28 protein-coding genes and 1 pseudogene are annotated in these 26357 nt (G+C 71.0%); 13 read left to right on the forward strand and 16 right to left on the reverse strand.

Annotated features, from left to right (window positions below):
- Both GT755_RS11225 and GT755_RS11230 read left to right on the forward strand, forming a co-directional pair.
- Entirely contained in the window at positions 1-1095 is a 1095-nt protein-coding gene (locus GT755_RS11225) for a sensor histidine kinase (protein WP_161479657.1), read from the forward strand.
- Between the two features lie 75 nt (positions 1096-1170).
- Entirely contained in the window at positions 1171-1923 is a 753-nt protein-coding gene (locus tag GT755_RS11230) for a hypothetical protein (protein WP_161479658.1), read from the forward strand.
- A 74-nt stretch (positions 1924-1997) separates the two neighbouring features.
- Here GT755_RS11230 and GT755_RS11235 read toward each other — a convergent pair whose 3' ends face one another.
- From GT755_RS11235 to GT755_RS11245, 3 genes are read right to left on the reverse strand one after another with little or no spacing between them, the layout of a single operon-like run.
- Positions 1998-3110, reverse strand: coding sequence for an alpha/beta hydrolase (locus tag GT755_RS11235; protein ID WP_161479659.1), 1113 nt, complete (start codon positions 3108-3110; stop codon positions 1998-2000).
- Between the two features lie 44 nt (positions 3111-3154).
- Positions 3155-3823 carry a response regulator gene (locus tag GT755_RS11240; protein WP_161479660.1) on the reverse strand — a complete coding sequence of 223 codons (669 nt, stop codon included), beginning with the start codon at positions 3821-3823 and terminating at the stop codon, positions 3155-3157.
- Positions 3820-4842, reverse strand: a complete 1023-nt coding sequence (locus tag GT755_RS11245) for a sensor histidine kinase (protein ID WP_161479661.1) — start codon at positions 4840-4842, stop codon at positions 3820-3822. Before GT755_RS11245 ends, GT755_RS11240 begins: the two co-directional genes overlap by 4 nt.
- An 82-nt stretch (positions 4843-4924) precedes the next feature.
- Here GT755_RS11245 and GT755_RS11250 point away from each other — a divergent pair, with 82 nt between their 5' ends.
- Complete coding sequence (locus GT755_RS11250) at positions 4925-5608, forward strand: response regulator transcription factor (protein ID WP_328794295.1); 684 nt, start codon at positions 4925-4927, stop codon at positions 5606-5608.
- A gap of 3 nt (positions 5609-5611) precedes the next feature.
- Here the strand turns inward: GT755_RS11250 and GT755_RS11255 are convergent, their stop codons facing one another.
- Positions 5612-6841 (reverse strand): sensor histidine kinase, encoded by a 1230-nt coding sequence (locus tag GT755_RS11255; protein WP_161479663.1) that lies wholly within the window; start codon positions 6839-6841, stop codon positions 5612-5614.
- 89 nt (positions 6842-6930) lie between these two features.
- Here GT755_RS11255 and GT755_RS11260 point away from each other — a divergent pair, with 89 nt between their 5' ends.
- Positions 6931-7542, forward strand: coding sequence for a phosphatase PAP2 family protein (locus tag GT755_RS11260; RefSeq protein WP_161479664.1), 612 nt, complete (start codon positions 6931-6933; stop codon positions 7540-7542).
- On the opposite strand, the gene GT755_RS11265 is transcribed toward GT755_RS11260, so the two are convergent.
- Positions 7530-7904: a DoxX family protein gene (locus GT755_RS11265; protein WP_161479665.1), complete on the reverse strand. Its 375-nt coding sequence runs from the start codon at positions 7902-7904 to the stop codon at positions 7530-7532. The genes GT755_RS11260 and GT755_RS11265 overlap by 13 nt on opposite strands.
- Positions 7905-8108: 204 nt before the next feature.
- On the opposite strand from GT755_RS11265, the gene GT755_RS11270 reads away from it, so the two are divergent.
- Entirely contained in the window at positions 8109-9386 is a 1278-nt protein-coding gene (locus GT755_RS11270; RefSeq protein WP_161479666.1) for a C40 family peptidase, read from the forward strand.
- Here GT755_RS11270 and GT755_RS11275 read toward each other — a convergent pair.
- Genes GT755_RS11275 through rraA form a run of 3 tightly spaced genes read right to left on the reverse strand, consistent with a single transcriptional unit; the run spans position 9368 to position 10782 of the window.
- Positions 9368-9757, reverse strand: a complete 390-nt coding sequence (locus GT755_RS11275) for a DUF2255 family protein (protein WP_161479667.1) — start codon at positions 9755-9757, stop codon at positions 9368-9370. The two genes, GT755_RS11270 and GT755_RS11275, sit on opposite strands and share 19 nt — an antisense overlap.
- A gap of 51 nt (positions 9758-9808) precedes the next feature.
- Positions 9809-10300: a DinB family protein gene (locus GT755_RS11280; protein WP_235966468.1), complete on the reverse strand. Its 492-nt coding sequence runs from the start codon at positions 10298-10300 to the stop codon at positions 9809-9811.
- Between the two features lie 5 nt (positions 10301-10305).
- Positions 10306-10782 (reverse strand): ribonuclease E activity regulator RraA, encoded by a 477-nt coding sequence (rraA, locus tag GT755_RS11285; protein ID WP_161479669.1) that lies wholly within the window; start codon positions 10780-10782, stop codon positions 10306-10308.
- Positions 10783-10836: 54 nt separating this feature from the next.
- On the opposite strand from rraA, the gene GT755_RS11290 reads away from it, so the two are divergent.
- Together GT755_RS11290 and GT755_RS11295 are read left to right on the forward strand one after the other, a co-directional pair.
- Positions 10837-11232 (forward strand): hypothetical protein, encoded by a 396-nt coding sequence (locus tag GT755_RS11290; RefSeq protein WP_202609899.1) that lies wholly within the window; start codon positions 10837-10839, stop codon positions 11230-11232.
- Positions 11232-11513 carry a hypothetical protein gene (locus GT755_RS11295; RefSeq protein WP_161479670.1) on the forward strand — a complete coding sequence of 94 codons (282 nt, stop codon included), beginning with the start codon at positions 11232-11234 and terminating at the stop codon, positions 11511-11513. Before GT755_RS11290 ends, GT755_RS11295 begins: the two co-directional genes overlap by 1 nt.
- On the opposite strand, the gene GT755_RS11300 is transcribed toward GT755_RS11295, so the two are convergent.
- Entirely contained in the window at positions 11510-12550 is a 1041-nt protein-coding gene (locus GT755_RS11300) for a cytochrome P450 (RefSeq protein ID WP_235966470.1), read from the reverse strand. The genes GT755_RS11295 and GT755_RS11300 overlap by 4 nt on opposite strands.
- 172 nt (positions 12551-12722) lie before the next feature.
- On the opposite strand from GT755_RS11300, the gene GT755_RS11305 reads away from it, so the two are divergent.
- Positions 12723-13667, forward strand: a complete 945-nt coding sequence (locus GT755_RS11305; protein WP_161479672.1) for a TetR/AcrR family transcriptional regulator — start codon at positions 12723-12725, stop codon at positions 13665-13667.
- Positions 13668-13830: 163 nt separating this feature from the next.
- Here GT755_RS11305 and GT755_RS11310 read toward each other — a convergent pair whose 3' ends face one another.
- From GT755_RS11310 to GT755_RS11320, 3 genes are read right to left on the reverse strand one after another with little or no spacing between them, the layout of a single operon-like run.
- Positions 13831-15330, reverse strand: coding sequence for a tripartite tricarboxylate transporter permease (locus GT755_RS11310; RefSeq protein WP_161479673.1), 1500 nt, complete (start codon positions 15328-15330; stop codon positions 13831-13833).
- Position 15331: 1 nt separating this feature from the next.
- Positions 15332-15814: a tripartite tricarboxylate transporter TctB family protein gene (locus tag GT755_RS11315; RefSeq protein ID WP_161479674.1), complete on the reverse strand. Its 483-nt coding sequence runs from the start codon at positions 15812-15814 to the stop codon at positions 15332-15334.
- A complete protein-coding gene (locus GT755_RS11320) occupies positions 15814-16776 on the reverse strand; it encodes a Bug family tripartite tricarboxylate transporter substrate binding protein (protein ID WP_161479675.1) in 963 nt (320 codons plus the stop codon). The genes GT755_RS11315 and GT755_RS11320 overlap by 1 nt, the downstream gene beginning before the upstream one ends.
- 141 nt (positions 16777-16917) lie before the next feature.
- On the opposite strand from GT755_RS11320, the gene GT755_RS11325 reads away from it, so the two are divergent.
- Positions 16918-18480, forward strand: a complete 1563-nt coding sequence (locus GT755_RS11325) for a sensor histidine kinase (protein WP_328794296.1) — start codon at positions 16918-16920, stop codon at positions 18478-18480.
- The gene (locus tag GT755_RS11330; protein WP_161479676.1) at positions 18477-19139 is read left to right on the forward strand and encodes a response regulator; all 663 of its coding nucleotides are present in this window, start codon (positions 18477-18479) and stop codon (positions 19137-19139) included. Before GT755_RS11325 ends, GT755_RS11330 begins: the two co-directional genes overlap by 4 nt.
- On the opposite strand, the pseudogene GT755_RS11335 reads toward GT755_RS11330, so the two are convergent.
- A pseudogene (locus GT755_RS11335) lies at positions 19121-20005 on the reverse strand (nucleotidyl transferase AbiEii/AbiGii toxin family protein). The gene GT755_RS11330 and the pseudogene GT755_RS11335 sit on opposite strands and share 19 nt — an antisense overlap.
- Positions 20006-20043: 38 nt before the next feature.
- Entirely contained in the window at positions 20044-20823 is a 780-nt protein-coding gene (locus GT755_RS11345; RefSeq protein ID WP_161479679.1) for a type IV toxin-antitoxin system AbiEi family antitoxin domain-containing protein, read from the reverse strand.
- A 286-nt stretch (positions 20824-21109) separates the two neighbouring features.
- Between GT755_RS11345 and GT755_RS11350 the strand changes: the two genes are divergently transcribed.
- A complete protein-coding gene (locus tag GT755_RS11350) occupies positions 21110-22906 on the forward strand; it encodes an elongation factor G (protein ID WP_161479680.1) in 1797 nt (598 codons plus the stop codon).
- Here GT755_RS11350 and GT755_RS11355 read toward each other — a convergent pair.
- Together GT755_RS11355 and GT755_RS11360 are read right to left on the reverse strand one after the other, a co-directional pair.
- Complete coding sequence (locus tag GT755_RS11355; protein WP_161479681.1) at positions 22860-23456, reverse strand: YoaK family protein; 597 nt, start codon at positions 23454-23456, stop codon at positions 22860-22862. The two genes, GT755_RS11350 and GT755_RS11355, sit on opposite strands and share 47 nt — an antisense overlap.
- A 17-nt stretch (positions 23457-23473) precedes the next feature.
- Positions 23474-24967, reverse strand: a complete 1494-nt coding sequence (locus GT755_RS11360) for a glycosyl hydrolase family 18 protein (protein ID WP_328794297.1) — start codon at positions 24965-24967, stop codon at positions 23474-23476.
- A 192-nt stretch (positions 24968-25159) separates the two neighbouring features.
- Here GT755_RS11360 and GT755_RS11365 point away from each other — a divergent pair, with 192 nt between their 5' ends.
- Both GT755_RS11365 and GT755_RS11370 read left to right on the forward strand, forming a co-directional pair.
- Entirely contained in the window at positions 25160-25723 is a 564-nt protein-coding gene (locus GT755_RS11365) for a DUF6461 domain-containing protein (RefSeq protein WP_161479682.1), read from the forward strand.
- Positions 25720-26244: a DUF6461 domain-containing protein gene (locus GT755_RS11370; protein ID WP_161479683.1), complete on the forward strand. Its 525-nt coding sequence runs from the start codon at positions 25720-25722 to the stop codon at positions 26242-26244. The genes GT755_RS11365 and GT755_RS11370 overlap by 4 nt, the downstream gene beginning before the upstream one ends.
- Positions 26245-26357 lie beyond the last annotated feature (113 nt).

Here is a 26357-nt window from a genome sequence, read left to right on the forward strand (position 1 = left end):
ATGGCGCTGCTGTTCGGCGGGACGGTGCTGGTCATCGGCGCGGTCCTGCTGGGCTGCGTGTTCCTCGTCGTCCGGGGCTCGATGGGCCCGCTGCCGCAGGAGATGACGACGCTGGTCTTCTCCTCCGACGGCGGGAACCCCTCGTTCTCGGGGCTCTACGAACTGGCCGTCAAGCGCGCCTACCTGGAGCAGACCCAGGACCGGGTGCGCGACCTCGGCGGCCTGGTCGTGCTCGCGGCGACCCTGATCGCGGCGGCGGCCGGATGGTGGGCGGCCGGCTGGGCGCTGCGCCCGGCCCGCCGGGTGACCGTCGCGGCCCGGCGGGTGGCGCTCAGCCACGACCTGACCGAACGTGTCGGCTACGACGGCCCCGACGACGAGATCCGGCAACTCGCCGACATCTTCGACGGGGTGCTCGGGCGGTTGGCCCGCGCCCACGAGGGCCAGCGCCGCTTCATCGCCAACGCCTCGCACGAGCTGCGCACTCCGCTCACGGTCAACCGGACCCTCGTCGACGTGGCCGTCGGCCGCGCCGGGGCCAGCGAGGAGGTGGTGCGGCTGGGCGAGTCGCTGCTGGTCGTCAACGAACGGCACGAACGGCTCATCGACGGGCTGCTCGCGCTCGCGCAGGGGGAGCAGGCGCTGACCGACACGAGCACGTTCGACCTGGCCGACGTGGTCGAACACGTCGTGGACCTGGGGGCGGCCGAGGCCCTGGAACGTGCGGTGACCGTCGGCCACGACGTGGCCGAAGCGGTGACCGAGGGCGACCCAGTGCTGGTCGAACGGCTGGTCCAGAACCTGTTCGAGAACGCCGTCAGGCACAACACGCCCGGCGGGCGGGCGTGGCTGACCACGCGGGCCGATGCGAGGGGGGTCGAGCTGACCGTCGAGAACACCGGCCCGGTCGTGCCCGCGTACGACGTCGAGACCCTCTTCCAGCCGTTCCGCCGACGTTCGGAGCGCGGCACCGGCCTCGGCCTGTCGATCGTGCGGGCCATCGCCACCGCCCACGGCGGCACGGTCGCCGCCCGTCCCCGGGAGGGCGGCGGGCTCGTGGTGACCGTGCGGCTGTCGCGGCACTGTGCGATCTGAGTGCGTGATCAGACCCGATCCTGTGACATGCGACTCCCGCCTGAACCACCGTGACCGGCCTTACGTCTCTGGGGCATGAGACTGAGAACCACCCTGCTGGTGGCCCTGTTGTCGCTGGTCACGGCCTGTGGCGGCGGCGAACCGACCGCGACCGCGGCCGAGCCGGAGAAGAGCGCCCCGGCCACGCCGGTCGCGGTTCTGCGGGCCGAAGGCGGGTTCGTCACCGCCAGCATGAACGTGCTGCGCGCCCCCCGGGTCGTCGTCTACGGCGACGGCCTGGTGATCGCCGACGCGGCGTACCGGATGACCATCCCCGAGGCCGAGGTCACCCAGACCGTCGACGCGTTGCGGAAGTACCTGACCGGGCAGCCGCCCACCGCCACGCCGAAGCCGGGCGCGCCGATGGTGACCGACATCCCGGCGACCGTGCTGGCCGTGGCCGGTGACGACGGCAAGCTGATCGAGGTGCGGGCCGAGGCGCTCGACCAGGTCGCCGACTTCTACCCCAAGGAGCTCGTCGAGGCCAAGAAGCTCCTCGACGGCCTGGCGACCAAGGCGGCCGACAAGAAGGAGGCCTACACCTCCGACCGGGTCCGCGTGGTCGCCGAGTCGGTGCCGACCGCCGAGGGCAAGCGCACGCCGTGGCCGGCGGGCGTGCCGGAGCCGTCGGGCCAGATCGACCCCGTGTGGCAGAAGGACCTGACGGGCGCGGAGGTCCCGGCCCTGGTCAAGGCCGCGCCGCCGGTGCCGGACGCCGGACTGCCGATCTTCGAGACCAAGTCGGGTGTGTTCGTGTTGTCGTGGCGGTATCTGCTGCCGGACGAGTGACGCGTAAGGGCCCCGCCGGGGAGAGTGCGGCGGGGCCCTGGATCTTAGTTTGTATGGTAACCAAATCAATTAAACTATGAAAGGAAGTCCAGGAGGATCTGGCGGCTGTGCTGGGCGGGGAGGCTGCCGTAGGCGTCGTCGGGGGCGTGCTCGGCGAACGGGAGGATCTTCGTCGTCACCGGGACGCCGTTGTCCGCCAGCAGCCGGGCGAAGGCGGTCACGTCCTGGGGGCGGGCGCTGCGGTCGCGGTCTCCGACGACCAGCAGGGTCGGCATGAGGCCCGGCCGGACGAACGTCTTCGGGGAGACCTCGCGGTAGCGGCCGGGAAACTCCGACGGGCTGCCGCCGGTGTAGAGCACCGCCGCGTTCCGGCTGCCGTCGACGTTCCGGGTCCACATCTCCGACACGTCGGTGACCGGGTAGAAGCCGACCACGCTCGCCGGAGGCGGCGGGACGTCGCCGCAGCTCGACGTGATCTCCCCGGCCCGCAGACGGTAGGCGGCGTTCAGCGCCAGGCCGCCGCCGGCCGACATGCCGCCCATCGACAACCGGTCGACGTCGAGGTTGAACCGGGCCGCGTTGGCGCGGGTCCAGGCGAGGGCGCAGACGAAGTCCTGCGGTGCCCTGTCCCAGGTGGGCGCGCCCGGAGCCGACAGGCGGTAGTCGACGGCGATGGCGGCCACGCCGTGGTCGGCCAGCCAGCGGCCGGTGCCGCGCAGGTCACCGCGGTCGAAGGTGTGGAAGCCGCCCGCGTGGGCCAGCACGATGGCGGGCGTCCTGGCTGAGGCGCCGCGCGGCAGGTAGACGTCGGCCTGGAGGTCTCCGGCGAACGTCTCGGTGACGTCGGGCCGCACCCCGGGGTAGGCGATCTGGGTGAACATCTCCGCCCACTGGACGTCGGTCCCGGCCTCGTAGGCCGCCTTGGCCTGGAGGCCCGCCACGACCACCGCCCCGGCGGTCGCGACCGAGGTGACCACGGTCAGCACGCGGCCCCACCGCCGCAGGCCCAGCCGCAGCGCCAGCAGCCCGAGCAGCAGGCCGGCCAGCCCGATCAGGGCGACGTGCAACGGATACTGGCCGGTCAGGACCGGGCCGATGATGCCGGCCTTCGGGATCGCGGGGACGTAGCCGCCGAGGACGAGCGCCCCGGCCACGAAGGCGAGCAGTGAGGCCACGAGGGCGATCACGATTCTGAGCATGCGAAAGAGAACTCTTGTCATGAGGGGGTTCCTTAGAAGGTCATCCGGCCGGGGGTGACCAGGCCGGTCTCGTAGGCGAAGACGGCCGCCTGGGTGCGGTCGCGCAGGTGGAGCTTGGACAGGATGCGGCCGACGTGGGACTTGACGGTCTGCTCGGCCACGTGGATGGCGGTGGCGATCTCGGTGTTCGACAGGCCCCGGGCGACCAGGACCAGCACCTCGGTCTCCCGTTCGGTCAGGCCGGCGATCCGCTCGGTGACGTCGGGCGGCGGGACCCCGCCCTGCCGGGCGAACTGGCTGATCAGGCGACGGGTCACGGCCGGTGCGAGCAGCGCGTCGCCCGCCGCGACCACCCTGATCGCCTCGGCGAGCCGGTCGCCGGAGGCGTCCTTCAGCAGGAAACCGCTCGCTCCGGCGCGGAGCGCCTCGTAGACGTACTCGTCGAGGTCGAACGTGGTGAGGATGAGCACGCGGGCCGGGAGGGTGCGGGTGATCTCCCGGGTGGCCTCGATGCCGTTCATCCCGGGCATCCGGACGTCCATGACGATCACGTCGGGCGCCAGCGTGGCGGCCTTGGCCACGGCGTCGGCGCCGTCGACGGCCGTGCCGGCCACCTCGATCCCCGGCTGGACGCCGAGCAGGATCGAGAAGCCCTCCCTGACCATGGCCTGGTCGTCGGCGATGAGCACGCGGATGGTCATGACGTCTCCGTGAGGGGCAACACGGCGCTGACGGCGTAGCCGCCGTCGGCGGTGGGTCCGGTGGTGAGGGTGCCGCCCAGCATGGCCGCGCGCTCCCGCATGCCCAGGATGCCGTGCCCGGCCCCGGGCCCGGCCTTGGGCGGGTCGTGCGGGCGGGTGTTCGTGACGCCGATCCGGAGCTCGCGGTCGTCGCGGACGACCCGGACCGTGACGGCCGCGCCGGGTGCGTGCCACATCGTGTTGGTCAGCGCCTCCTGCACGATCCGGTACGCGTTCAGCCCCACCCCGCGCGGGACGTCCCCCAGGTCACCGGTGGTCTCCAGGGTCGCGCCCGCGGCCAGCCGGTCGAGGTCCGTGAGCGACGGCTGCGGGCTGACGTCGGGTTCGGCCCGGAGCAGGCCGAGCAGGCGGCGCAGTTCGCCCAGCCCCTCCAGCGCGGTCGAGCGGATCGTGGCGAACGCCTCGGTCAGCTCCGGCGGCGGGTCGGCGACCCGGTGGGGCCCCGCGTCGGCCTGGATCGCGATCACCGACATGTGGTGGGCGACCACGTCGTGGAGCTCCCTTGCGATCCGGGCCCGCTCTTCGAGGAGTGCCCGCTGACCGCGCTCCTCGGCGAGCGCCGCCTGGGTGTCCCGGCGGCTGCGGATCAGCCACCCGGCCGCCCCGGCCCCCGCGACCGCGACCACGGCGAGCGGGCCGCCGGGCAGGACCGGCAGCACGCCGGCCGCGGTGAACAGGGCGGCCTTCCCGGCGTCGAGGCGGAGGGCCAGCAGCAGGACGATCCCGGCCTGCACGAGCCACCCGTACATCGTGTCGTTGGCGCCCGGCGGGTGGGTGAGCTGCACCCAGACGAGCAGCACGCTCGACGCGGCCCAGGCCGGCACGGGCCACCACAGGGCCGCGACCAGCATCGCGGCGTGCACGACGGCCACGATCTGGGCGAACTGGTCGTCGCCCGTCATGGCCAGGAGCACGGCGGCCACGACGACCAGTGCGCGGGGAAGCGGTCCGAACCTCATGGCTCCAACGGTAGAAAGGCGGGCGGCTGGTCCGCGTCACTCTCAGGTAGGGGTGGCGGGCCTGATCCGGCAGGATGAACGGGTGGCTGCTGCGAAGGTGCTCGTCGTCGAGGACGATCCGGTGATCGGGGCCGAACTGGTCGAGGCCCTGGGCGTGAACGGGTATGTCCCCGTGCTGGCCGTCACCGGGCGGTCGGCCATCGATCTCGCCCACGACGGAGCGCCCGACCTGGTGCTGCTCGACCTGGGGCTGCCCGACGTCGACGGCGTGGTGGTGTGCCGGAAGTTGCGGCTGGCCGCGCCCGAGGCGGTGATCGTGGTGCTGACCGCCCGGACCGAGGAGCTCGACGTCGTGGTGGCCCTCGACGCGGGGGCCGACGACTATCTGACCAAGCCGTTCCGGCTGGCCGAGCTGATGGCCCGGCTGCGGGCCCACCTGCGGCGGCAGGCCGTGGTGTCGCCGGGGCGGGCGCTGTCGGTGGGCGGGCTGCGGCTCGACGTCGCGGCCCGGCGGGCCTACCTCGACGGGGTCGAGCTGTCGCTCCGGCCCAAGGAGTTCGACCTGCTCGCGGTGCTGGCGGGGCAGCCGGGCGAGGTCGTGACGCGCGAGGAGCTGATGGACCGGGTCTGGGACGAGAACTGGTTCGGCTCGACCAAGACGCTCGACGTCCACGTGTTCGCGCTGCGGCGCAAGCTGGAGGAGCCCGGCGGCCGGGCGCCCCGGATCACGACGGTCCGGGGGCGCGGCTACCGGATGGAGGCCTGACGGTCAGCGGCTCGGCAGCAGGAGGCTGAAGGTCGGCGGGCGTTCGCGCCTGAGGATCAGCCGGCCGCCCTCCGCTTCGGCCAGTGAGCGGGCCAGGCCGAGGCCGATGCCGTGGCCGTCGCGGGGGATGCGGCCGAAGATGTCGCGGCCCTCGGGCACGCCGTCGCCCTCGTCGGAGACGTTCACGGCGATGCCCGCGCCGACGTCGGTCACGGTCAGGGTGATCTCGCCCGCGCCGTGCCGCCGGGCGTTGTCGAGCAGCACGAGGAGGATCTGGCGCACCGCCGCCGTCGAGGCCGTCACCTCGGGGAGGTCGTCGTCGACGCGGATCGTCACCTCCTCCCAGTCGGCGCGGATCTCCGCGATCAGGACCGGCAGGTCGAGCGGGGCGTGGCCGGCGTCGCGGGAGAGCGTCACCAGGTCCTCGATGATGGTCTGGAGCCGCTCGGCCCGCGCCATGGCGCTGGCCACCTTCACGGGCGAGGGCCGGTCGAGGGCCGACTCCAGGCCCAGCATCAGGCCGGTCACGCCGGTGCGGAGCTGGTGGGACACCTCGCCGCTGAACGCCCGCTCCCGGGCCAGCACCTCGCCGAGCCGCCCGGCCGTGGCCGCGAGGGCCTCGCCCGCCTGGTCGACCTCCAGGACACCCGATTTGGGGGCCCGTACGGTGAAGTCGCCGTCGCCCAGGGCCTGCGCGGCGCCGGTGAGCCGTTCGAGGGGGATGGCCAGCCGCCGCGACAGGTAGATGGCCACTGCCGCCCCGGCGCCGAGCGCGGCCAGCGCCAGGATCGCGATGAGCTGCCAGGCCTCGTACACCTCCTCGTCGACCTCCTCGGAGGGGGTGGACACCCGGACCACGCCCGTCCCGGACGGGATGGGGGCCGCCGCGACGTAGTCGGCGCCTTCCTCGCCCTGGTGGGGCAGGCCGTCGCGGATGGTGCGGGCGGCGAGGGGGGAGGTCGCCGGGCCGGCGCCCCGGGTCAGCTTGCCCTCGTGGGAGTAGATGCCGATGACGATGTCCTCGTCGTCCTCGCGGGGCAGCACCGTGGGGTCGTCGCGGAGGGCGGTGGCGTGTCGGGAGGCGCTGCGGGCCAGTTCGGAGGCGGTCCGGTCGTGGTAGCGGTCGTTGGTCAGCACCGCCAGCGGCACCGCGAACAACACGATCGCGAGGGCGGTCACCCCGAGGATCGCGGCGAGGGCACGCTGCCGCAGTGGGGTCCCTTCGGGCGTCATGTCGCTATCGTCCCAGGCGGTCGGAAAGTGAACGGAGGGTTAACCGAACCCTCATCGGCCGCTGACCAGATGCTCCCTAGCGTGAAATGGTGATCAGGTTTGTCGCCGGGCTGCCGCTGCTGGTTCTCGTGACGGTGCTCGGCGTCGTCGCCGAGACCCCCGCCTGGACCGCCGTCGACGGGGCGCTGGTCCAGGTCGTCCACGACGCGAGAAACCCCGTCCTCACCGGGGTCGCCCTGATCCTCAACCTGCTGTTCGGCACCGAGGCCGGGATCGTCATCTCCCTGGCCATGGGGGTGTTCGTGCTGGTCGTGCGGACGCCCGAGGCGGTGCGGGCGCTGCTGGTGGTGCTGGCCGGGTGGGGGCTCGGGGCGCTGCTGAAGGTCGTGTTCGACCGGCCCCGGCCGCCGGTCGCCTTCTCGATGCTCGGCGAGATGGGCGACACGAGTTTCCCATCGGGGCACGTCTGCCTGACGGCCGCCGTGGCCGTGGCCGCCTGGGTGCTGGCCCGGCGGCCCTGGGTCGTCGTGGTCGGCGCGGTGCTCGTGGTGGGGCAGATGCTGGCCCGCGTCTATCTCGGGGTGCACTACCCCACCGACGTGCTGGCGGCGGTGCTCGCGGTGGCGGCGTCGTCGATCATCGTGCTCCACGACACGGCCCGCGAGGTTGTCCACAGCCTGGGGAGAACTCAGAGCGGGTAGGGCCCGAAGCGCCCCCACGCGACGAACGCCGCCAGCACCAGCAGCACGGCCGCCGGGACGGCCTGCGGAAGCTCCTTGCGGCGCACGTGGACGAGCACCGCGCCCGCCATGGCGACGGCCAGCCCGGTCGCCGCGATCGGCACGAGGATCGGCGCGATCCCGGTCACCCCCGGCAACACCAGCCCGAGCGCCCCCAGCGCCTCGACCGCACCGATCGCCTTGACCTGCCCGGCCGAGAAGTCCTCGGTCCACGCGAGGCCCGACTTGGCCAGTTCCTCCTTGGGACGGCCGATCTTCATCGCGCCCGCGCCGAGGAAGGCCAGGGTGAGGAGGGCCGCGACGACCCAGAGGGCTATGTTCATGGGGGTTTCCTTTTGACTTGAAGATTCAACTGAAACCTAGTCCATTCCGGACACCGCCCGCCCCCGCTGATTGCCGCGCCGATCAGCCGGGCATGCCCTATGCGCATCCGGGTCAGACGTCGTGACGTGTCCGTCCGGTTCCCTGTCATACCAATCGTCACCAGTGACCCTTAAGGCCGGTGATGGCCCGGCATGCTCCGCTTCATGCGAAGGATCGTGCTCGCCTGTGTCCTGCTGCTCGCCCTGTTCGTGGGGGTTCCGGCCCGCGCCGCCACCCCGCCCGACGAGTGCCCGCCGGGCGAGATCGCGGGCATCACGTCACTCGACGGCGGCTACTGGCTGGCCGGCCGCGACGGCCGCGTGCACGCCTACGGCACCGCGAAGCTCTTCGGCTCCCCCGGCAGGCCCGCGGCCACCATCGAGGCGACCGCGTCGGGGGAGGGCTACTGGCTCGCCGCCGCCGACGGCACCGTCTGGGCGTATGGCGACGCGAAGGTCGCCCGCACGACCACGCCCGCGCTGACCTCCCCGGTCGTCGGGTCGACGCGTACCGAGAGCGGCCTGTGGCTGACCACCGCCGACGGCACCGTGGTCGCCCCCGACGGCACCCTCACGGCGCGCAGACATGCGGTCGTCGACATCGTGGCCACCGCGTCGGGGAAGGGCTACTGGCTCGTCGCGGCCGACGGCTCGGTCTGGGCGTACGGGGACGCGGCGGCCGTACCGAAGAAGCCCTCGAACCTGAAGGCCCCCGTCGTCTCCGCCACCTCAGCGGGCGCCGGACTGGTGCTCGCCGGCGCCGACGGCGCGGTGTTCGCCCTGGCCGGGGCCGCCTTCCACGGCTCGGCGGCGTCCCTGCGGCTCGCCAAGCCCGTCATCGGCGTCGCGGCGGCCACCGCCGACGGCTACACCCTCGCGGCGGGCGACGGCGCCGTCTTCACCTTCGGCACCGACGGCTTCATGGGCAACGCCGTCACGACGGCCGCCGACTGCGCCCCGCCCGAGCCCACCCCCGGCTCGGAGATCGTGCGGATCGCCACCGCGATCAAGGACGGCCGGGCCATGCAGGGCTGGCAGGGCGGCTTCGTCCCCTACGCGTGGGGCGGCGGCCACGGCTCGGCCCCCGGCCCGTCGTTCGGCACCTGCAACTGGTACACCGGCCCGCTCCCGTGCCGCGCCGACGTGACGTTCGGCGTCGACTGCTCGGGCTTCGCCCGCTGGGTCTATCACCTGGCCTACGGCCGCGACGTCCTGGGCGGCGAGAACACCAACGGCCAGCTCAGGAAGCTGACCAGGTCGACGACCGGCCGCCCAGGAGACCTCGTCTTCTACGGCCGCAGTCCGTCGGACACCCGCCACGTGGCCGTCTTCATCGGCGACGGCAAGGTCATCAACGCCCTGCGCACCGGAACGGTGATCCGCGTCGACCCGATCGACGTGAGCAGGGACCGCCTGCCCGGCTTCTACCGCGTGGCGGCCTGACGGGGCACGAGCCGGATGGTCGTCTCCTTGGCCGGACCGGCGACCATCGGGTCGACGTAGGCGGTGTCCTGGTCGCGATACTTCATCCGGTACGCCAGGTCGATCCCGTCGTTGACCGTCGAGTCGCCCTCCAGCACGAACCCGACGTCCTTGCTGACCCCGCCGGCGCTCACGTGCCCCTCACCCCGTTCCCGCGCGGCCCGGAACCACCGGCCGCCCTCGCCCTTGTAGGAGCGGACGTAGAGGTCGTCGTCGTGCCGGACGACCCAGACGGTGACGGGCTTGAGGAAGCTGCCGTCGGCCCGCTGGGGCGAGATCTCCAGCTCCTCGGCCTCTCCGATGGCGACGAGTTCGTCCTGAGTCCATGTCATGGTCGTCAATGCTCCGCCGCGCCCCCGGGCGAGAGCCGGAGGCTCGCCGGGTCAGGCCATCGTCTTCTGGCCGTCGATGGTCTCGCGGATGATGTCGGCGTGGCCCGCGTGCTGGGCGATCTCGCCGAACAGGTGGGTGAAGGCACGGCGGGCCGAGCGGGTCGCGCCCGGCGGGAACCACGGTGCGCGGGGCAGTTCGTGGACCTGGTCGAGGTCGAGGGTGCGGACCAGGTCGTCGGTCGCGGTGGCGGTGCCCTCCCAGATGGCCAGCAGGTCGTCGAGCTGCTCGTCGTCCTCCATGCGGAACTGGCTCGCCCAGTCGACCTGGACGGCCTGCATCGCCTCCGCGCCGCCCGAGGCGAAGCGGGCCCAGGCGGCCTCCATCAGGGCGACGTGCTTGACGATGCCGCCGAGGCACAGGTCGCTGGCCGTCGGGCGGAGGCGGGCCTGTTCGTCGGTCAGGCCGTCGACGGCGTGGCGGAGGAAGCGGCGTTGCGCGGCGAGGGACTCGATGAGGTCGGCGCGTTCCTGCTCTGTGGTCATGTCGGTCATCTTCCTCGGGTGGTCACCAGAATGCCGTCGTCGTCGCTGTAGATCGTCGCGCCGGGGTGGAACAACACCCCGCCGAAGATGACGGCGACGTCGCGGGTGCCGAGACCGTGTTTGTGGCTCTTGCGCGGGTTGCTGCCGAGCGCCTTGACGCCCAGGTCGATGGCGCCGAGGGCGACCACGTCGCGGACGGCGCCGTTGACGACCACGCCCGCCCAGCCGTTGGCGGCGGCCGTGCCGGCGATGACGTCGCCCAGCAGGGCGGCCTCCAGGGAGCCGCCGCCGTCGACGACCAGGGCCCGGCCCTCGCCGGGCTCCTCCAGGATCGACTTGAGCAGCGCGTTGTCCTCGTGGCAGCGGAGCGTCGTGATCAGGCCGTGGAAGGCGCGGCGGGCGCCGTACTGACGGAACTGGAGGCTGCACGACTGCAGGGCCTCGCCATGCTCGTCGTAAAGATCGGCGGTGGACATGTGCATGATCCTCGCATGCCGTCACCTTGGGTGACCGTGCAGTCACTAGGGTGCCGGTCCATGAGGTTCTTGCTTCGGGCTCTCGTGGCCCTCGTGGCCGCCGGCGGTGTGGTGTTGGGCGCGCCCGCCGCGCACGCCGATCCCGAGCCCTCGTTGCTCGGCGGGATCGTCGGGGCCGACCTGGGCTCGGTGGTCGGACTGGTGCCGAGCCTGGTCTGCGGCAACCGGCTGATCAACTACAACTCGCCCGTGGACAACTCGCCGACGCTCTGCGTCAACGGGGCCATCGCCAGCGGGAACTCGGTCGACAGCGGCAACTACAGCAACAAGGGGAATCCGGTGAACAGCGGGAACTTCTCCAACGCCAACGGGGCGACCAGCAGCAACAACTCCTCCAACAGCGCGAACCTCGCCAACGGGCCTCAGAAGACCAAGGTCGGGGGTCTGGTCAAATGATGATCATCGCGACGCTCGCCATCGTCCCGGCCCTGATGGGCGGCGGCCCGGGGCCGATCGCGTCGGCCGGCATCACCAACGTCACCAAGGACCGCGGCGCCATCACCAACGTCGGCAACAGTTACAACAGCGGCAATTACCGCAATCGCAAGAACGGCGTGAACAGCGGCAACTTCTCCAACGTGAACGGGTCGGCCAACAGCGTGAACGCCTCGGTCGCCTCGAACTTCGCCGACGGTCGGCAGAAGATCATCGTCATCGGCGGGAAGCGCAAACACTAGAGCCGGACCGGCAGTGCGGTCAGCCGGTAGGTGCCCGGGTCGGGGGTGCGCAGCGTCGCAGGGTCGGCGGCGAGCTCCAGGTCGCGCTTGAGCAGCTCGGTCAGCGCGACCTGGGTGGTCACCCGGGCGATCGAGGCGCCGACGCAGAAGTGCGGGCCGTGCGCGAAGCCCAGGTGGGGCGCGCGTTCGCGGGTGACGTCGAGCTCCTCGGGGTCGTCGAAGACCCGGGGGTCGCGGTTGCCGCCCACGAGCGCGCAGGTCACCGGGGTGCCGCCGGCGATCTCGACCCCGCACAGGTCCATGGGCTCGTGGGCGTAGCGGGGGATCGACAACATCGTCGGGCCGCAGAACCGGGTCAGCTCCTCGACCGCTCTCGGCATCAGGCCGGGCCGCTCGCGGAGCACGGCCAGTTGGGCGGGGTGGGCGAGCAGGGCCAGCACGGCGTTGGCGATGAGGTTCGTGGGGGTCTGACCGGCGAGGACCAGGTGCCAGACCAGGGTCACGAGCTCCTGGTCGGTCAGTTCCGTGGTCACCAGGTCGGACAGCAGGTCGTCACCCGGCTCGGCGCGCCGCCGGGCCACCGCCGCCTTGGCGCCGTCCATGATGCCGGGGATCGCCGCCGCGAAGCCGGGGCCGCCGGGCGTGTCGACGACCCGGCCGTAGGCGCGCCACCGCTCGCGGTCGTCCTCGGGGACGCCGACCAGGGCGCAGATCACGTCCATGGGCAGCGGACGGGTGAAGGCGGAGATGAGGTCCGTCTCGCCGTCGAGCGGGTCGAGCAGGCGGCCGACGATCTCGGTGATCCGGGCGCGGAACGCCTCGGCCCGGCGCGGGGTGAAGGCCGGGGCGGCGGCCTTGCGCAGGCGGGCATGCTCGGCGCCGTTCATCTCGCTCATGGTCCGCATGTACGGAAGACAGTCGTCGGGCACGTCGGGACGCATGAAGCTCTCCGACCGGATCTCCAGCCGGGGATCGGTGAGCGCCGCCCGAATGTCGTCGTAGCGGGTGACGACCATCCACTCCGGGGCTCCCGGCATCCGGAGGACGGCGAGCGGGCCCGCCTCCCTGGCCCGGCCGTAGACGCCGAACGGGTGCCCATGGTGGCGGCGAGGTCGATCTCGTACACGAGCCCTCCGACATTCAGATGATGAGAACATCTGGATGGCGACGCTATCCTGGGCGATGTCGGTCCGGCAAGGCGGAGGCGAAATGGCTCGGCTGTCCCGTGTGGAGCACCAGCGGCTCACCCGTGAGAAGGTGCTCGCCGCCGCGCGCGCCGAATTCCTCCTGTACGGCTTCCGCGACGCGAAGATAGACGACATCGCCGAGCGGGCCGAGCTCACCCGGGGCGCGGTCTACTCCAACTTCCCCGGCAAACGGGCGCTCTACTTCGCGGTCCTGGCCGCCGAACGTCCCGCCGTGACGGCCGCGCCCGCGACCACCAGGGCCCAGGCCCTCCACGAGTTCGCCCGCGCCTGGCTGGCCGGTGTGCCGATCAGCTCGGAGGCGTGGCTGGGCCGCGACCTGCTGCCCGAGGTCATGGCCGACGAGGCGACCCGCAAGCCGTTCGCCCAGCTCGTCAAGCTGAGCGCGATCCTGCTCGGCCTGACCCTCGAACGCCTCGACCCGGGCGCCGGCCGGCAGGTCCGGGTCGCCGAACAGGCGCTCACGATGCTCCACGGCGCCGGCCAGTTCAGCGGCTTCACCGACCTGTTCGACGTGGTCCGCGCCTGCGAACACCTCGCCGCCCTCGACCTCGGCGACTCCTGGCCGCCGCCCCACCTGGCGTTCGCGGCCAAGGTCGACGTGGTCGACGAACCGGCCGGCGACCTGCCCGACGGCGTCGTGGTCACCCTCGCGCCCCATCGGGTGTCGGCCGTCGAAGAGGCCATGCGGGCCACCTCCGACGACGTGACCCTCATCGTGGCGGCGGGCGAGGAGCTGGCGCTGCTGGCCGAGCTCGTCATCGGCGACACCCTGCACTGCCTGGAGCCTCTCCGCGCCGCCCCGCCGTTGCGGGTGCTCTACGGGCCGGAGGGCGTGAGTACGACGGAGACGGCCGTCCGGGTCACGAACGGCCGCATCGTGGCCAGGGCCGAGGGTTTCGGCGCCTGCCACGCCGTCGCATCACATCCGGTGCGCCCGCTGCTGTGACCTGAGACAACGGGCGCCCGGAGATCGGTGGCCGACGGTTTCCCGCCGGCTGTTCACAGCCTGTGGACGACGACACCGGACGCCGCGCCCGCCCGCCCGGGACGGGGTCAGGTTCGCCCGTCCGGCCGACGTTTCCGCGATGGTCGTCCACAGCCTGTGGAAATCAGGTCCGCAGTGCCTCCCGCTTGCGGCGTGACAGGATCCGGCGTACCAGGGGCGCCGCCAGGATCAGCGCCGACAGGGTCAGCAGGATCGCCGCGATCGGGCTGGTCACCAGGACCGTCGCGTCCCCCGCGCCGATCGCCAGAGCGCGTCGGAGCTGGATCTCGGCCATCGGCCCCAGGATCAGGCCGATCACCGCCGGCGCGAGCGGCAGGCCGAACCTGCGCATCGCGAAGCCGATCAGGCCCAGAAGGTAGAGGACGACCAGGTCCACCCACGAGGCGTTGAGCGCGTACACGCCCAGGGCCGCGAACAGCAGGATGCCCGCGTACAGGTAGGGCCGGGGGATGTGCAGGACCCTGGCCCACACGGGGGCCAGCGGCAGGTTCAGCACGAGTAGCATCGCGTTCCCCACGAAGAGAGAGGCGATCATGCCCCAGACCAGGGCGGGGTTGTGGTCGAAGAGCTGGGGGCCGGGCTGGAGGCCGTACTGCTGGAAGGCGGCCAGGAGGATCGCGGCGGTGGCCGACGTCGGCAGGCCCAGGGTCAGCAGCGGCACCAGGGTTCCGGCGGCGGAGGCGTTGTTGGCCGCCTCCGGCCCGGCCACGCCCTCGATCGCGCCCTCGCCGAACTCGCGCCCCTTGGCCAGACGCTTCTCCACCGAGTACGACAGGAACGTCGGGATCTCCGCCCCGCCTCCCGGCAGGGCGCCGAAGGGGAAGCCCAGCGCCGTGCCGCGCAACCACGGCTTCCACGAGCGGGCCCAGTCGGAGCGGCCCATGAACGCGCGGCCCACCGGGATCACCTCGGGGTGGCCGTGGCGGAGCCGGGAGGCGACGTACAGGACCTCGCCCAGGGCGAAGAGGCCCACGGCCACCACGACGACGTCGATGCCGTCGAGCAGTTGCGGGATGCCCAGGGTGAGGCGGGCCTGTCCGGTCTGCTGGTCGATGCCGATCAGGCCGATGACCAGGCCGATCCCCAGCGACGCGAGGCCGCGGACGACCGACCGCGACAACACCGACGACACGGCCGTGAAGGCCAGGATCGCCAGCGCGAAGTAGTCCTCCGGGCCGAAGGAGATCGCGAAGTCGACCACGAGAGGGGCGGCCACGACCAGGAGGGCGGTGGCGATCGTACCGGCGACGAACGAACCGATCGCCGCCGTGGCCAGCGCCTGGGCGGCGCGGCCCCGGCGGGCCATCTTGTTGCCCTCCAGCGCCGTGATCATGGACGAGCTCTCGCCCGGAGTGTTCAGCAGGATGGACGTGGTCGAACCGCCGTACATGCCCCCGTAGTAGATCCCGGCGAACATGATGAACGCGCTGGCCGGCGGCACGTTGAAGGTGATCGGCAGGAGCAGCGCCACGGTCATCGCGGGGCCGATGCCGGGGAGCACGCCCACGAGGGTGCCGAGGGTGACGCCGACGAGGGCGTACAGGAGATTGACCGGCGTGAACGCCGTGGCGAAGCCGTCGAGCAGCAGCTGGAGCGAGTCCATCTCAGATCAGCCCCTCCAGCGGCCCGCCGGGCAGCGTGACGCCGAGACCCTTCACGAAGGCCAGGTAGGACGCCACGGCCAGCACGATCGCCAGCGCCCCGGCCCGCAGCCGGTTCTCGGCGCCGAGCACCCACGACACGCCGAAGAACAGCAGCGCGCCCGCGACGATCCAGCCCAGCAGGTCGACCGACGCGGCGAACGCCAGGAAGATCACGCTGATCAGGGCCACCGACTTCTTGTCGGACGTCGCCGACGGGTCGACGTCCTCGCTCTCCTCCGGGTCGCCCTGTCCACCCCGGAGCACGTCGACCACATAGAACACGCCGGTCGCGATCATGGCGGAGCCGACGATGATCGGGAAGAACCGCGGTCCCAGCCCGAGCGTCGAAGCCGCCGCCGTCACGTCGGCGGTGCCGACGATGACGAACACGCCGAGGGCCAGCACGGCCCCCGCGAGCAGCAGTTCCGGGTTCCTCCACCTCATCAGGACACGAGCCCCATCTCGGCGATGATGCCCTTCACCCGGGCCGACTCGGAGTTCAGATAGTCGGCGAACGGCTGCCCGGTCTGGAAGACGTCGATCCAGCCGTTCTTGGCCACCGCGTCCTTCCACGCCGCCGAGTCGTGCATCTTGGTCACCAGGTCGGTGAGCGACTGCTTGGCGGCGTCGTCGAGCCCGCCCGGAGCCACGAACCCGCGCCAGTTGGCGAGTTCGACGTCGAGCCCTCCCTCCTTCAGCGTCGGCGCGTCGATGCTCTCCAGACGGTCGGGCGACGAGACGCCCAGCGCGCGCAGCTTGCCCGACTTGACGTGCTCGGCGAACTCGCCGATGCCGGAGATGCCGATCGCGACCTTGCCGCCGAGCAGCGAGTTCAGCGCCTCACCGCCGCCCGAGTGGGCGATGTAGTTGACCAGCTTCGGGTCGACCCCGGCCGCCTTGGCCATCAGCCCGGCCAGGATGTGGTCGGTGCCGCCGGCCGAACCGCCGGCCACGGCGACCTTGGCGGGGTCGGTCTTCCACGCGGTCGCGAGGTCCTGAAGGGTCTGGAAGGGCGAGTTCGCGGGCACGACGACGATCTCGTACTCCTCGGTCAGCTTGGCGATCGGCGTCGTCTCGGCCAGCGTGACCTGGGACTTGTTCTGCTCGATGGCGCCCACCATGACCAGGCCCATCGTCATGAGCAGGTTGCCGTTGCCCTTCTCCCCGACGAGCTGGGTGAGGCCGATCGTGCCACCGGCGCCGGGCACGTTGTAGACCTCGACCTTGAGGTTCGGGTCGGCCGACTTGAAGGCCTGCTCGGCGGTCCTGGACGTGGTGTCCCACCCGCCGCCGGGCGCGGCCGGAGCCATGATCTTCAGGGCCGAGGTTCCGCCGCCGGACGACGGGGCCCCACATGCCGCGACGGCGGCCAGCAGCGCCGCCGCCAATATCAGAGTTCGTCGCATCGCCGACTCCCACACTGGTTACCTGAACGTGGTGAGGATGCTGAGCGAACCCGCACGATCCGTCGATCCTTTATGTGATTGACGTCATATAGGTCGTATTGGTCATGACCTGGTTTTCCGCCGGACTCCTATAGTGAACGCGTGAAACGGCTGCTCAACGCCTCATTGGGCACCCAACTATTCGTCCTCCAAATGGTGATCGTGCTGCTCACGGTCGTCGGCACCGCGACGGTCTGGGTCGGGCACACCCGCCGCCAGCTCGACGAGCAGCACGAGCAGCGCGCCCTCGCCATCGCCGAGTCGGTCGCCGGCCTGCCCGGAGTCCGGGAGGCCTTCGACGACCCCCATCCGGAGCAGACGCTGCAGCCGATCGCGTTGAGCGTCCAGAAGGCCACCGGCGCCGACTACGTCGTCATCGCCAACCGCGACGAGATCCGCTACGCCCACCCGAACGCCGCCCTGATCGGCCAGAAGTTGTCGACCGACGGCACCGAGGTGATGACCACCGGCCAGGAGTGGACCGGCGTGCAGACCGGCACCCTCGGCACCTCGGTGCGCGGCAAGGCGCCCATCTTCGGCCTCGACGGGCAGGTCATCGGCCTGGCCAGCGTCGGAATACTGGAACAGACGGTCGCCGCCGAACTGGGCGACGCCCTCCCGCCGCTCATCTGGACGGTCTTCGGCGTGCTGGTCCTGGGGTCGGCGGCGGCGGCGTTCATCACCCAGCGGGTCCGCCGCCAGACCTTCGGCCTGGAACCCAAGGAGATCGCCGCCCTGCTCGAACAGCGCGAAGGCGTGCTGCACGGCGTGAAGGAGGGCGTGGTCGCCCTCGACCTCGACGGCCGGATGACCCTGATCAACGACGTCGCCCACGAACTCCTCGGCGACGTCGGCGGATCATTGGACGACCTCCCGTCGAACGACCGCCTGCGCGACGTCATGGCCGGCGACGACGTCGGCGAAGACCGGATCGTGCTTCGCCACGGCCGCACCCTCGTGCTGAACCGCACCCCGGTCGAGGTGCGCGGCCAGCACCGCGGCTGGGTGGTGACCCTGCGCGACCGCACCGAGCTGATCCGCCTCTCCCATCAGCTGGACGAGGCCACCAACACCACCGACATGCTGCGCGCCCAAGCGCATGAGTTCGCCAACCGCATGCACACCGTGGTCGGCCTGCTGGAGCTGGGCGAACAGGAGATGGCCGTCCGCTACATCACCGAATCAGCCGGCGGCCAGTACGCCACCGACATCCGCGAACAGGTGAAAGACCCGACCCTGGCGGCCCTGCTGCTGGCCAAGTCGGCCCAGGCGGCCGAACGCGGCGCCGCCCTCCGCCTGGCCCCCGACGCGTGCGTCGAAGAAGGCACTCTGGGCGACCCCCACGACGCCGTCCTCGTCGTCGGCAACCTGGTGGCGAACGCCCTCGACGCCCTCGACGGCCGGGGCGGGACCGTGGAGGTCTGCGTCCGGACGACGGAGGAGGGCCTGCACGTGAGGGTCGGCGACGACGGCCCCGGCATAGCGGCCGACCTGGCCGAAGAGGTGTTCCGCGAGGGCTTCACCACCAAGGCGGCGCAGTCGGGCCCCCGGGGCCTCGGCCTGGCGCTGACCAGGCAGGCATGCCTACGGCGCGGCGGCTGGGTAAGGGTGCACAACGAGCGCGGCGCCGTCTTCACCGCGCTGCTGCCGAGGCGGTCAGGATGATCAAGGTTCTCGTCGTCGACGACGACTTCATGGTGGCCCGCATCCACGTGGGATACGTCGGCCGGATCCCGGGCTTCAGCGTCGTCGGCACCGCCCACGGCGGCCGGGCGGCAATCAGCTCGGTCGAGGAACTCCGGCCCGATCTGGTGCTGCTCGACGTGTACATGGCCGACATGTCCGGCCTGGATGTCCTCCACCACCTCCGGGGCCTCGCCCACCCGGTCGACATCCTGATGATCACCGCCGCGAACGACATGGACACCGTCCGGGCCGCCCTGCGGGCCGGCGTCGTGAACTACCTGGTCAAGCCCTTTACTGCGGCCGAACTGACCGAACGTCTCGACCAGTACGCCCAGTCCCGTCGGCGGCTCGCCATGGCGGGACCGGCCGTCCAGGAGGACATCGACCGCCTCTTCGGGGGGACGAACCGGGCCGTGCTGCCCAAGGGCCTGTCGACGGCGACGTGCGCCCTGGTGGCCGACGCACTGCGCACCAACGGCGGCGACCTGTCGGCGGCCGAGACGGCTGCGGTGACGGGGTTGTCGCGGGTGAGCGCGCGGCGGTACCTGGAGTATCTGTGCGCGACGGGACAGGCGGAACTGCGACCGAGGTACGGGACGGCGGGCCGCCCGGAACACCGCTACCGCTGGACGACCTGAGCCGACCACATCGACGCGACGGGATCCCACTCGCCCGGGTCGGGCCGGCTGAGTATCGGCGTGATGAAGGCGTCGGCGGCTGCTCCGGCCTCGGCCAACGATCGGCATCCGCGCAGACCGGAGACATCACCGGCCACCGACTCGTAGCCGCGTTCCCACGACGGCCCGGGAACCCGGAACTTCTCCGGCACCCGTAAGTCGAGACCCAGTCCGGTCCGTCGCAGGATCTCGCTGTCGAGCGCGATCCGGACCGCCCTGCCGTTCAGCCGTTCCCGTTGGCTGATCAGCAGCAGGTCCGCGAGGTCACGCCACCGGCTCGACGCGATTCCGCGGTGGAGTTCGTACATGGCGCAGATCTTGTCCGCGACATGGTCGGCGAGCGGATAAAGCCGAGCCTGCGGCCAGTCCACCGGCCAGGGCAACACGATTCCGGCGGAAAGCGGAACGACCTCCGGAACACTCGTGGGGTGACGGCCGGTGACGAAATCCACAGCCACCGAATCGATCCTGCGAGTGCCCAGATTCACATCGAAGGACTGTTTGGCGCCGCCTATCTGGTCGGCGTGTTCGACATAACCGGTCGGGACGAAACCGAAGAAATCTCCGAGATCCATCCGGGCGGCTTTGAGAAGCGCGTCACGCGCTTCTCAAGTGTCTTTGGCCGACGGGCACTGAAAATCGATGTCCCGGCTCAGCCGGGCGGCGGCGGGATACCTGAGCAGCAGCGCCTGGCCTCCTTTGAGCAGCCAGCCCTCTGGATCATGATGGAAGACCCGAGCGGCGAGGCGGCTGAAGTAGAAAGCACGGAAGACCATGGTGGGGTTCAGCCCGTGTCGATCGGCGTGTGCGGTGACTCTGCTCTTCATCGCCTTTTCGAAGTCACGCGGACTGGCATAGGGGCGGCTCAAATTCCGTCCTCCGGGGAGCGTACGTCCAGCAGCCTTCTTATCGCAGCGAGTCCGCCCGACTCGCCGTGTTCTTCGAAAACCTTCGCGACAATGTCGAGGGCACGTTTCCGATCTATACTTGGAAGCTTCGTTCTGGCGGATTCAAGCAGATATGTCAGGAAATCCTGGCTCGATGCCGAATGAGGCAAACCATAGGTTTTGGGGAAGGGGGTGATCCGGGTGGCCAGGCGTGTCTGATCGGCCTGACCCAATCGCAGCGCGTCCGCGATCACGCCGCCGACATGTCCGCCATCAGCGCGGGCGGCCAGCAGGTCGACCACCGTTCGCTCGGCCGTCGTCACCGGAAGTCCGTCGACGATGGTCACGTCCGAAAGGTCGATGGCGGCACGGTGGAGCTTGACCCCCGGCTCCCGGGTGGTTCGCCGGGCGGGAACCGTGATCTCCACGCGCGATGCCGGGACGTCGCCGAGTCCGTGGAGTTCGCATGCGGAGCTGTGGGAGACGACGCCACCGTAGGTGTCCGGCTGGTGTCGCTGCCAGGCGGGCCGGGCCGGATCTAGCCTGAGCCAGGCCAGCTTGATCTCCAGGTGATCGGGCACGGGCGCGCCCCCGACCAGATAGACCCCTCTTCCGACGCCTTGGATGAGACCGGCCTCGTGCAGCCGCGTGAGGTCGACGGAACTGAGCCCGGCGAGTTTGGCCTGTGCCGTGGTCACCAGGCCCCACTGATCGGTCGCTTGCGCACTCACCACTTTGAGCGCCTGATGACGCCTCATGCAGCGAATGCTACATCCTGGCCGTAGCGTTCGCTGTATCCGCTCACGGTGATAAATCGGTTTATGACGGTAGGCCGACTTTGCTACCGTCGCCCTGCCAGCCAGGCCGATCAACGGGAGGGGATGTCATGCGGTACGCCGCCGCGCCCCTCCGTACCTTCCAGGTGATCCGCGTGTCTTCCGGTGCCCGGCTTCGGCTGCGCGCCCGATTCCGGTTGTCCGCCTTCTCGTAGAAGGCTTCATCGCGCCGTCCTTTCCGGATTCACCTCTCGAAAGAGAAACGGCCATGACTCTCCGCAACATCGGCATCCTCGCCCATGTCGACGCCGGCAAGACCACCGTCACCGAACGCGTCCTGTTCGCCACCGGGGCGACGTACAAGCAGGGTGAAGTGCACCATGGCACCACCGTCACGGACTTCGATTCGCAGGAGCGCGACCGCGGGATCACGATCTTCGCGGCGGCGGTGACCTGCCACTGGCGGGGCGCCCAGATCAACCTGATCGACACCCCCGGGCACGTCGACTTCTCCGACGAGGTCGAGCGGTCGTTGCGGGTGCTCGACGGGGCGGTCGCGGTGTTCGACGCGGTGGCGGGGGTGGAGCCGCAGAGCGAGGCCGTCTGGCGGCGGGCCGATCGGTATGGCGTGCCGCGGATCGTGTTCGTCAACAAGATGGACCGGCCCGGCGCCGACCTCGACGCGACCGTCGAGGCGATCCGGCGGCGGCTGCATCCGGTGCCGCTCGTGCTCGGGCGGCCCGGGCTGGTCGAACAGGTCGCGGAGCGACATCCCGACGTCCTGGACGAGTATCCGCACGTCTCCCCGGCGACGCTCCAGAGGGCGCTGCGTGAGCTGACCCTCTCCGGCGAGGTGGTCGTCGTGCTGAGCGGGTCGGCCTACCGCAACCAGGGCATCGAGGCGCTGCTCGACGCCGTGGTGGCCTACCTGCCCGAGCCGAGGGTCGAAGCGCGGCCCTTCTCGGGGCTGGTGTTCAAGGTGGCCGAGCGGACCGCGTTCCTGCGGGTCTACTCGGGCACGTTGCGCAAGGGCGACACCGTCCTCGACACGACGACCGGGAAGACCGAGCGCGTCTCGCGGATCCTGCGGATCCAGGCCGACCGGCACACCGACATCGACCGCGCCGAGGCGGGCGACATCGTGGCCGTCACCGGACCCAAGTCCGTGCGGACGGGCACGACATTGGCCGACCCGGCGGCGCCGCTCGTGCTGGAGCCGCCCTCGACGACCGAACCGGTCGTCTCGGTCGCGGTCGAGGCCGAGACCCGGGCCGAGCACCAGAAGCTCGCCGTCGCGCTGGCCCGACTGGCCGACGAAGACCCATCAATTCGTGTACGAACCGACCCCGAGACCGGCCAGACCATCCTGTCCGGCCTGGGAGAACTCCACCTGGAGGTGGCCGTGGAGAAGATCCGCCGCGACCGCGGCCTCACCATCCGCGTCGGCGCCCCGCAGGTCGCCCTGCGGGAGACCGTCGTGGAGGGCGTGACCGGCGTGCTCTACCGCCACGTCAAACAGGACGGCGGCGCGGGCCAGTACGCCCACGTCCGCATCGACGTCGAACCGTGCGACGAGCCGTTCGCCTTCGCGAGCACGGTCGTCGGCGGCCGCGTGCCGAAGGAGTACGTGAAGGCGGTCGAACAGGGGTGCCGCGACGCCCTGGCCGAAGGCCCCCTCGGCGGCCACCCGGTCATGGGCCTGCGGGTGACCCTGACCGACGGCGCGACCCACGTGAAGGACTCCTCGGAACTGGCCTTCCGCACGGCCGGCCGCCTCGCCCTCCGCGAGGCGCTGCGTGCGTGCCGGATGGCCGTCCTGGAACCCGTGACCGAGGTGACGGTTACGGTGCCCGACGACCTGGCGGGCGGCGTACTCGGCGACCTGGCCGCACGAAAGGGCCAGGTCTCCGGCACCGAGGCCCGGCCGGGCACGGTCGTCATCACGGCGACGGTGCCCCTGGCCGAGGTCTTCGGCTACGCGACCCGGCTCCGCAGCCGCACCCAGGGCCGCGGCGCCTTCACGACGAGACCGGCGGGCTATGCGGTAGCAGGAAGATCGCGGTGATCAGGAGGAGGACCGCCAGAACCGGGGCGAACGGGCGGGCGGCTGTCAGCAGCATGGCCGTCGAGGCCGCGCCGACCGCCAACGCGCCGATCTGCCGGAGGGCCGTCACGAAGGTGTCCCTCCGGCCGGTCGCCAGGTCGTGGAGGGAGGTGGTCAGCACGCCGGTCATGTACGTCGTGTTCGGGTGGAGGCCCAGCATCATCGCGCTCTGGCCGCCCATCGCGATCCCGGCCAGGGCCAGCAGGGCCAGTCGCCCCGACAGGTCGGGGTGGGTGCCGGTGCCGATCCAGCCGACGGCCACGATGACGAGCAGGACCAGTTCGGCGATCAGGCCGAAGGTCCGCCGGTCGCGGAAGGTCGCCGCCCAGGCGTAGGCGCCGGCGCCGAAGCCGGCCACCGCCGTCAGGGCGGCGAGCCACTTGCCGGAGGCGGCCGTCACCACGTTGCCCGTGATGATGCCGGCGAAGGCGCCGCCGAGTTCGAGGAAGGTGAAGAGGTCGACCGCGCCGGCGCAGCAGGCCAGCGCGGTCGTGCCCCACATGATCCGCATGTCAGGGGACGTACCCCCTAACGGCCCTGCAGTGCCTTCACGTTGTCGCCGAAGGTCCAGTTGCGGGAGCCGTCCCAGTTGATCGACCAGGTCATCAGGCCCTTCAACTGGCCGTTGAAGCTGTTCCAGGCCTGCGACACCAGCGACGGCGACATGTGGCCGCCGCCCGCGCCGATCTGTGCGGGCAGGCCGGGGACCTGCTTGTCGTACGGCACCCGGATCGTCACGCCCTGGATGACCAGGCCGTTGTTGAGGCAGGTCGTCTGGGCGACGAAGCCCTGGACCGTCCCGGCCGAGTAGGAGTCGCCGGAGCAGCCGTACATCGAGCCGTTGTAGTACTGCTGGTTGAGCCACCACAACCGGCCGTTGTCGGCGTACTTCTTGATGATGGGCAGGTATGCGCCCCAGATCGAGCCGTAGGTGACGCTGCCGCCGGTGACGTAGGCGGTCTCGGGGGCCATCGTCAGGCCGAAGTTCGACGGCATCTGCGCGAGCACGCCGTCGATGATGCGGATCAGGTTGGCCTGCGAGGTCGAGAGCGTGTTGATGTTGCCGCTGCCGGTGAGGCCGGTCTCGATGTCGATGTCGATGCCGTCGAAGTTGTAGCGCTTGAGGATCGGCACGATCGTCGCGACGAACCGGTCGGCCACGGTGGCCGACGACAGGTCGATGCCCGCCGTGGCGCCGCCGATCGACATCAGGATCGTCGCGCCCGCCGCCTTGGCGGCGCACATCTCGGCCGGGGTGGCGACCTTCACGGTGGCGTCCATCCCGTCCTCCCACAGGACCGTCCCGTCGGACCGGATGACCGGGAAGGCGGCGTTGATGACGTTGTAGCCGTGCTGCTTGATGCGCGCGTCGGTGATCGGGATCCAGCCGAGCGGCGGGTGCACGCCGTTGACCGCGCCGTCCCAGTTCTCCCAGTAACCCTGGAGCACCTTCCCGGCGGGCTTGCCCTTGACCGCGCAGGTCGGGCCCACGGTGGGGGTGACCGTCGGGGTCGGCGAGGGGCTGGCGGTCGGCGTCGGGGAGGGCGAGGGAGACGGCGAGGGTGAAGGTGAGGGCGACGGCGACGGGTTGGTGCCGCCGGGGCCGTCGAAGCTGATGTCGTCGGCGTAGTAGGTGCCCTGGCCGTACCAGCCGTGGAGGTAGACCTGTGCCGTGGTCTGCCCGGCGGCGGTGGTGAAGTTCAGGGTCAGCAGCCGCCAGTCGGCCGACGACGTCCAGACCGAGGCGCCGCCCTGCACGCCCAGGTAGACGTAGTTGCCCCGGACCCACGCCGTCAGCACGTAGGCCGTGCTCGGGCGCACCGACACGTTCTGGCTGCACCGGGCGTTGTCTGAGGCGCTGGCCGCACCGGCAAGCGCTCTCGTTCCGGTACGAACCGGGGAGGCCACCGCCGACCCGAGGCCTCCCGTGCACGTCCAGGGTGAGAGCGAGCCCGATTCGAGCCCGGGGTTGGCGAGCAGGTTGGCCGCGTTGGCCTGCGAGGGGATCAAGAGTGCGGCCACCAGGGCCAACGTCAAGAACACAGCACGTTTCACGAGGAAACCCTTCTGTCGCCCGGGCAGCGCAGATCACCGGGAGTGGGGTGCGGGCCACGGTGACTGGGGCTCGCGAGCAACAGCAGTCGAATTATCTGACGTTGATCGTGGATACGTCCATAGGAGGATTTGTCGGACTCGACTGCCAGACTGCGCGCCATGATCACAGCGGCGGACTACGCCTGGCAGCGAGACTGGGAAGAGATCTACACGGTCACCTTCGTGAAGGGCGCCGACGAGGACGAGGTCCTCCGCCGCTTCGGCGTCACCGAGCCGGGCGAGGTGACCTGGGACGACGTCTATGAACGCTACGAGGAGCGGGACGGCGAGAACGACCTGGTCGTGGTCGCACGGACGGGTGACTGGATGATCGCGCTGCACATGTGGGGCTGGGAGGCTGCGGAGAACGTCTTCCTGGAGAAGATGTCACGCGGCGGCGAGGCCGTGTCGGTGATGCGCCACGACTACGCCGCGTCCCACTACTTCGGTCACGCCGTGGACGGCTCCGTGCGCACCTCGTTCCCGCCGAACCGGCCCGGAGAGCGCGACGGCGCCGCACCGGACGCCCTCCTCGACGACATGCGCGACCTCGGTCTCGACCCGGAACCCAAGGGCTCCGGCAGCGTCGCCTCCGCACTCGCACTGGCGAGCTGCATCACCGGCGTGCTCTTCACCCCCGGCCTCTTCCAGGATCCCCTGTACGGGGGGACCTTCGGCGCATGAACCGCCCGATCTACACCGTCACCTGGGTGCGTGGATGGGACGTACACGACACCCTGAAACGCCTTGGTGTGGCTGACGTGGCGGCCCTGACCTGGGAAGACCTCTACCTGCGCGACTCCCAGACCAACGGGCACAGCGACCTCGTCGTGGTCGCCGCGGCGGGCGACTGGGTGGTGGCCCTGCAGGTGGGCGGCTGGTGGTTCGCCTTCGACGGGGACCTCAACGAGGTGACCCGGGACGGCGGCGAGGCCGTCTCGGTGATGCGCCACGACCGTTCCCACGGGCACTTCGCCCACAGCGTCGACGGCAGGTCGCGCATCCATTTCCTGGTCAGAGAGCCGGGCACCCGCTGGGGTTCGGCGCCGGACGCGCTTGGCGACCTGATCTACGCCGACGACCATCCCGACCCCGACGCGGCGGCCCTCGCGCTGGCGGCCGGGGTGACCGGCGTCCCCTTCACGACAGGTCTGTTCGCCGAGCCCCTGACCGGAGGCCGGCTCACACGTGGCCGCCTTCGGTAGCTGATCCGAAAGGGCTGAGTTTGCCTTCGCGGGCATTCCGTGGCGTGCCCGCGACTGTCGCGTGGGATGTGTTCTGCCTGGCCATAGGTAACGTGAGGTATGTCCTGACCAGG

It is taken from the genome of Herbidospora solisilvae (assembly GCF_009901565.1).
Taxonomy (GTDB): Bacteria; Actinomycetota; Actinomycetes; order Streptosporangiales; family Streptosporangiaceae; genus Herbidospora; species Herbidospora solisilvae.